6 protein-coding genes are annotated in these 6,837 nt (G+C 62.8%); 2 read left to right on the top strand and 4 right to left on the bottom strand.

Annotation, left to right across the window (positions count from 1 at the left end; genetic code table 11):
• Positions 1 to 72: 72 nt before the first annotated feature.
• The 4 genes from CQ12_RS13515 to rimO form a co-directional block, all read right to left on the bottom strand.
• Entirely contained in the window at positions 73 to 543 is a 471-nt protein-coding gene (locus CQ12_RS13515; RefSeq protein ID WP_245309898.1) for a GNAT family N-acetyltransferase, read from the bottom strand.
• A gap of 100 nt (positions 544 to 643) precedes the next feature.
• Positions 644 to 1,840, bottom strand: coding sequence for an acetylornithine transaminase (locus CQ12_RS13510; protein WP_057835803.1), 1,197 nt, complete (start codon positions 1,838 to 1,840; stop codon positions 644 to 646).
• 258 nt (positions 1,841 to 2,098) lie between these two features.
• Entirely contained in the window at positions 2,099 to 3,286 is a 1,188-nt protein-coding gene (locus CQ12_RS13505) for a tetratricopeptide repeat protein (protein ID WP_198164141.1), read from the bottom strand.
• A 486-nt stretch (positions 3,287 to 3,772) separates the two neighbouring features.
• Positions 3,773 to 5,098, bottom strand: a complete 1,326-nt coding sequence (gene rimO / locus CQ12_RS13500; RefSeq protein WP_057835802.1) for a 30S ribosomal protein S12 methylthiotransferase RimO — start codon at positions 5,096 to 5,098, stop codon at positions 3,773 to 3,775.
• Positions 5,099 to 5,210: 112 nt separating this feature from the next.
• Here rimO and CQ12_RS13495 point away from each other — a divergent pair, with 112 nt between their 5' ends.
• Both CQ12_RS13495 and CQ12_RS13490 read left to right on the top strand, forming a co-directional pair.
• Positions 5,211 to 5,801, top strand: coding sequence for an ANTAR domain-containing response regulator (locus CQ12_RS13495; RefSeq protein ID WP_028346026.1), 591 nt, complete (start codon positions 5,211 to 5,213; stop codon positions 5,799 to 5,801).
• On the top strand, positions 5,798 to 6,837 hold a 1,040-nt coding region (locus tag CQ12_RS13490), incomplete at its 3' end, for a CmpA/NrtA family ABC transporter substrate-binding protein (protein ID WP_245309896.1). The genes CQ12_RS13495 and CQ12_RS13490, both read left to right, overlap by 4 nt.

Here is a 6,837-nt window from a genome sequence, read left to right as displayed (position 1 = left end):
CATGAGCGTCGACCCACGAGCGAGCTTCGCTCGTCTCGGATCCCTCAAGGGGCGGGTGAACCGACCGCACCTTCAAGCCCCGAGGAATTTCACCATCAGGATGTCGTCGTAGTAGCGCTCGCCGTGCTTCAGCGCGTTGATCTGATGGCCGTACTCGATAAAGGCCGCCTTGGCATAGAGCCGGCGCGCGGCCTCGTTCTCGGTGACGACGGCGAGCTGAAGCTGCTCGACATGACTGGACGCATACGCCACGGCAGCATCGATGAGGCGTTCGCCGATGCCGTGCTGGCGGGCCTCATGCCGCACATACATGCCCCAGATCATGGCCTTGTGGCGCAGCTTGGCGTCGGCATTCGAGCGCAGCCCGACGACGCCGACCAGCCCTGGCGCGAGGACCGCGCCGAAGATCCGCGACTGCGTGATCAGCTCCTTGAACCAGTCCAGCGGCCTGTCCCGCTCATCCTCGAACGTCGAGGCGAACGCTCCGGATGCTGGCGCAGACCCTCGAGGCGGATGTCCCTGTAAGCCAGGACATCGGTGCAAGTGAGTAGTCTGATCTCTGGGTGTGGTCTGGTCACGTCCATCTCTCCGATTACGTGTCCGGGAGCCGCGCCAGCAACGCCGCGCGGCTCCCCGTCGCGGCTTATGCGACCCGCCTCGCAGCACCTGCCTTCACCAGGATCGCATCGAGGCAATCGATCATCAGCGATATCTCCTCGTGCGTGACGTTGAGCGCCGGCATGAAGCGCAGCGCGTCGGGCTGCGGCGAGTTGATCAGCACGCCGTCCGCGAACGCTTCGGCCACGATGGAGGCGCCGATCGGCAGTTTGAGATCGAGCGCCAGAAGCAGGCCGCGGCCGCGCACCTCGCCGAGGCCGTGCCGGGCGGACAGCTTTTGCAGTTCGCTTTCAAGAAACAGCCCGGCATCCGTCACCGCCTTCAAGAATTCCGGCTTTGCCACGTACTCGAGCACCGCAAGGCCGGCGGCGCACATCAGCGGGTTGCCGTTGAAGGTGCCGCCCTGGTCGCCATGCTCGAAACAGGACGCATAGTCGGTCGCCAACAATGCGGCCAGCGGCACGCCGCCGCCGATGCCTTTACCGAGCGTCATGATGTCGGGTTCGATTCCGGCATGCTCATAGTGAAACAGTTTGCCGGTCCGCCCCATACCGGTCTGGATCTCGTCGACGATGAGCAGCAGCCCGCGCTCCTTTGTCAGTGCCCGCAACTCCCTGAGGAATTGATCGGTCGCAGGCCATACGCCGGCTTCGCCCTGGATCGGCTCCAGCATCACGGCGACTGTCTTGTTCGAGATCAGCCGCTTGACGGAATCGAGGTCGTTGAGCTGCGCCTTCGGGAAGCCGGTAACCTTCGGCTCGAACAGCGGCTCAAAGGCCTTCTTGCCCGAGGCCGACATGGTTGCGAGCGTGCGGCCATGAAATCCGCCGACAAAGCTGATGATTTCATACGCGCCGTTCTTGTAGAGCGATCCGAATTTCCGGGCCAGCTTGATCGCGCCTTCATTGGCTTCGGCGCCGGAATTGGCAAAGAACACCTGATCGAAGCAGCTATTGGCGACCAGCGCCTTGGCGAGCTTGAGGCTGGGCTCATTGTAGAAAGCGGGGCTCGGCGTCAGCAGCCGGTTGGCCTGTGCGGCAAGCGCTTCCGCAACGGCCGGCGGCGAATGGCCGAGCGCGTTGACGGCCCAGCCCTGCACAAAGTCGAGATAGCGCTTGCGGGAGTCGTCCCAGAGATAGGAGCCCGCCCCGCGGACGAACACCACCGGCGGGCGAGCGGTAATCTCCATCAGCGCGTCGAACGGATGGGTGGCGTCAGTCATGTCGATCTCCTCTTGATGGTGCTGGGGTGAAAGGTGGGCCGAAACGCAAGAAGGCCGCACTTTTGAGGGTGCGGCCTTCTCGAAAACTTGGCTGAAACTAGCTGATCAGCGTTGTCGTCGGACACGGCGCAACCCATCGTCGCTGGAGCGACGACGCAGGCAGGCGCGGCGGTTGGTCCGGTTCAGTTTCATGGCGATGGCCCATACAGCCGAACCGCCGGCCATGTCAAGCGGAAGCTCGCCGCCAGGTTTCCGAAATCAATTAATCCCGTAGTGGCGGAATTCGTCGGCGATGTCGGCCTTGATGGCCTTGGCGGCGGCGATGTCGCTGTCGGCGCCGGCAGCATCGCCCTGTTTTTGCTTCGCAAGTCCACGGCCGTACAGCGCCGTCGCAACCTTCGGATTGACGTTCAGGGCCGCCGTGTAGCCGGCGATCGCGGCGTCGATTTCGCCAAGCTTGAGATGGCAGAAGGCGCGGCTGTCGAGCGTATAGGCGTTATCAGGTCGATGCTTGAGCGACTCGTCGCAGTCTGCAAGTCCCTCGCGTGGGTTGCCGACGATGGCGCGCGTCATGCAGCGCGCATTGAGCGCGGCGGCGTATTTCGGATTGAACTGGATCGCCCGGTCGAAATCGGACAAGGCACGTGCATAATCGTGCCGGTCGAAATGCAAATCGCCGCGCGCGTACGCATCGCGATAGCCGCGCGGATCAAGGCGCAGCGATTGATCCAGGTCGGCAATCGCACGTTCGATATCGCCCTTGTCCCTGAACAGGCGCGCCCGGTTGCCGTAGGCGGCGGCGTATTTTGAGTCGAGTTTGATCGAGGTGTTGAGGTCGGCGAGCGCGCGCGTCTCGTCGCCGTGGTTTCGAAAGGCGGTGCCGCGGTTGAAGTAGGCGAGCGCGAATTTGGAATCGATCTTGATCGCATGGTTGTAATCGGCCATCGCGCGATCGAAGTCGTTCTTGTCGATGTAGGAATTGCCGCGATTGTTGTAATACCAGGCGTCGCGGGATTTGAGCTTGATGGCCTGATTGTAGTCGGCAATCGCATGATCCGGATTGCCCTTGTCGCTGTACGTGATTCCGCGGTTGAACCACGCGAAGGCATCCTTCCTGTTAAGCTCGATGGCGCGATCAAGGTCGGAAATTGCCCGGTCGAGCTCGCCCTTGCGGCGATAGGCTTCACCGCGGTTGGTGTAGGCTCCGCCGCGCTTTGGTTCGAGCCGGATCAGTTCGCTGAAATCATCGATCGCCCGATCGATGTCGTGCTTGGCGAGATAGTCTGCACCGCGATTGAGATAGGCGCCTGCGACGTCCCTGGCCCTCGTGCCTTTCGCCGCGATCAGGGCGGTGCACCCGCCGATACGCTGCTCCTGGGTATGTCTGTTTCCGCCAAAGCACCACATCCGGGCTTCGGTCGATGACGACGGAGATGTCTGCGCCAACGCCGGCATCGTCGTGAACAATACGATCAGGCATCCAACGGCTTTAAATGCGCCAAAGCCAATCCCAGTCCTCTCAATGCCAGTCATACTTGATCCCACTGCGATCCGGGCTGCCAGCCAGCCAATTGCTTCGTTGCTTTGTGAGTCCAAAGCGCGGATCGGTTCACGTACCGCAGGGATCGCGATGTCAGGCTGTGGATCGTTGAACCGGCGTTTCGATCGATGAATTAGGCATTACCAGTCGTCATGCCCGGCCTTGCCGCCTCCGCTAAAGCTGCGGCGCGCCAGGATGGGAAAGCAACGGCGAAGCGTTAGCGCAGCCGGGTACCGGGCATCCACGTCTTCGTTGCGCTCAGCAAGAAAGACGTGGATGCCCGGGACATCTAGCGCGAAGACGCGCTTCGCGCTTTTGCCCGGCCATGACGAGAGTGGCGTGCGAGAAGCGGCAACAGCCCTGCTTTATGCAAGTCAGGTTCTAAGGCGCGTTCAGAATCCGGCGACGCTGCCGTGCAGATCGTACTGATCGGACCGCTCGATCTTCGCGGTGACGATCTCGCCGACTTTCAGCGGGCGGCGGCTGGAGAGATAGACCGCGCCGTCGATCTGCGGCGCGTCGGCCTTTGAACGGCCTCTCGCGACCGTCGGGCCGACTTCGTCGACGATGATCTGCTGCCTTGTGCCGACCTTGCGCTTGAGGCGGCGGGCGGAGATTTTCTGCTGCCGGGCCATCAGCGCGTTCCAGCGCTCCTGCTTGACTTCATCAGGCACGGCATTGCCGATCGCGTTGGAGGCGGCGCCCGCCACCGGCTCGTATTTGAAGCAGCCGAGACGATCGATCTCGGCCTCTTCGAGCCAGTCAAGCAGATAGGCGAAATCGGAATCGGTTTCGCCGGGGAAGCCGACGATGAAGGTCGAGCGCAGCGTGAGGTCAGGACATTCCTCGCGCCACTTCTTGATCCGCCCCAGCGTCTTTTCCTGCGCGGCGGGACGCTTCATCGCCTTCAGGACGTCCGGGCTTGCATGCTGAAAGGGAATGTCGAGATAGGGCAAAATCTTGCCCTCGGTCATCAGGCCGATGACTTCGTCGACATGCGGGTAGGGGTAGACATATTGCAGCCGGACCCAGGCGCCGAGATCGCCGAGTTCTTTGGCGAGATCGAAGAATTTGGCGCGGACCTGGCGGTCCTTCCACGGGCTTTCGGAATATTTCACGTCGACGCCATAGGCCGACGTGTCCTGCGAGATGACGAGCAATTCCTTGACGCCGGCACTGACCAATCGCTCGGCTTCGCGAAGCACGTCGTTGGCCGGGCGCGACACCAGGTCGCCGCGCAGCTTTGGAATGATGCAGAAGCTGCAGCGGTTGTTGCAGCCTTCGGAAATCTTCAAATAGGCGTAGTGCCGCGGCGTCAGCTTGACGCCCTGCGGCGGCACCAGGTCGAGGTGCGGATTGTGGACGGGCGGCAGCGCTCGGTGCACGGCCTCCAGCACGCTCTCGTATTGCTGCGGGCCCGTGATCGACAACACGCCGGGATAGGCGGCCTCGATCTGCTCGGGTTCGGCGCCCATGCAGCCGGTGACGATGACCTTGCCGTTCTCGGCCATGGCCTCGCCGATGGCGCCGAGCGATTCCTGCTTGGCGCTGTCGAGGAAGCCGCAGGTGTTGACGATCACGATGTCGGCGCCATCATGCTTGCGCGCCAGCTCATAACCTTCGGCGCGAAGCCGGGTGATAATGCGCTCGGAATCCACCAGCGCCTTGGGGCACCCAAGCGAAACAAAGCTGACTTTGGGCGCAGCGGCCTGTTGCATATCTAAATCTGCCTGATTGATGAGCACGAACTAGTCCTAATTTCCCACAATTACAAGGCTTTGCGCGGGCGCCTGACGTGCTATGGATGCCCTGCCGGGTTATGAGTGATCGATGAGCGCTGAGTCGTCGCCGAAAATCGTGATTGTCGACGAAAGCCCGATCCGGGCCGCAATCCTGGAAGAGGGGTTGCGGGAGGCGGGCTTTACCGGCGTCGTGCATATCAGCGAAATGCAGAGCCTTTTGGCGCGGATTTATGCGCTCGACCCCGACGTCATCCTGATCGACCTGGAAAACCCCAGCCGCGACGTGCTGGAACAGATGTTCCAGGTCAGCCGCGCCGTACGGCGGCCGATCGCCATGTTCGTCGACCAGAGCGATGCGGCATCGATCCAGGCCTCCGTCGACGCCGGCGTCTCCGCCTATATCGTCGACGGCCTGAAAAAGGAGCGGATCAAGCCGATCCTCGACCTCTGCATTTCCCGGTTCAATGCCTTCTCCAAGCTGCAGGACGAGCTCGACCGCACCAAATCCGCGCTTGAGGAGCGCAAGGTGATCGACCGCGCCAAGGGAATCCTGATGAAGGTGAAGGGCCTCACCGAAGAGGAGGCCTATGTGCTGATGCGCTCGACTGCGATGCGCGAGAAAAAGAAGATCGGCGAGATCGCGCAGTCGATCCTGACCGCATCGGAGCTGTTGAAATGAAAACACCGCTGCATATCGGCTTCATTCCGCTGGTCGATGCGGCCGCGCTGATCATCGCCGTCGACAAGGGGTTTACCGCCGCCGAAGGGCTCGACGTCAAGCTGGTGCGGGAAGTGTCGTGGTCCAACGTACGCGACAAGCTCAATATAGGCATGCTCGACGCGGCGCATCTACTGGCGCCGGTGGCGATCGCTTCGAGCCTCGGGCTTGGCCACGTCAAGGTGCCGATCGTGGCGCCGTTCAATCTCGGCCTCAACGGCAATGCGATCACGGTGTCGCCGGCGCTGCATACGGCAATCATGGGCGAGATCGACGGCGACGCCCTCGATCCCATGGCGACCGCACTGGCGCTCGCCCGCGTCGTGGCCGCCCGACGCAAGAGCGGCGCGGAACCGCTGACGTTCGGCATGACGTTCCCGTTCTCCACCCACAATTACCAGCTCCGGTTCTGGATGGCGGCGGGCGGGGTCGATCCCGACGAGGATGTTCGCCTTGTCGTGCTGCCGCCGCCCTACATGGTCGACAGCCTCGCCAACGGCCATGTCGATGCGTTCTGCGTCGGCGCGCCCTGGAACTCGGTTGCGGTGGATCTAGGCGTCGGTCACATCCTGCACTTCGTCTCGGATATTCTGGTTCGTGCGGCAGAAAAGGTTCTGGCGGTCAGGGAGAAGTGGGCGGAAAAGAATCCCGAAGTGCTGGCCGCCCTGATCCGGGCGGCTGCCCAGGCCGCCGAATACATCGAGGATCCCGGAAACCGCGCCGAGGCCGCTGACGTCCTGTCGCGGCCCGACCGGCTCGGCGTCGGCGCCGAGGTGATCCAGCGGACCCTCGACGGCCGGCTGAAGGTCTCGCCCGACGGCCAGCGGCGCGAGAGCGGACGCTATCTGCTGGTCGGGCGCGAGGGGGCAGGCCGGCCCGACCCGGCCCAGGCCGCCTGGCTTTATGCGCAAATGGTGCGCTGGGGGCAGGCGGCGATGCAGCCGGATGCGCTCCGAACCGCCATGGAGGTGTTCAGGCCGGATCTCTACGATGCCGC

The sequence above is a fragment of the Bradyrhizobium jicamae genome, from assembly GCF_001440395.1.
GTDB lineage: Bacteria > Pseudomonadota > Alphaproteobacteria > Rhizobiales > Xanthobacteraceae > Bradyrhizobium > Bradyrhizobium jicamae.
The sequence above is the reverse complement of the archived record's forward strand: the minus strand, read 5'-3'. Positions and strand labels throughout refer to the sequence as shown.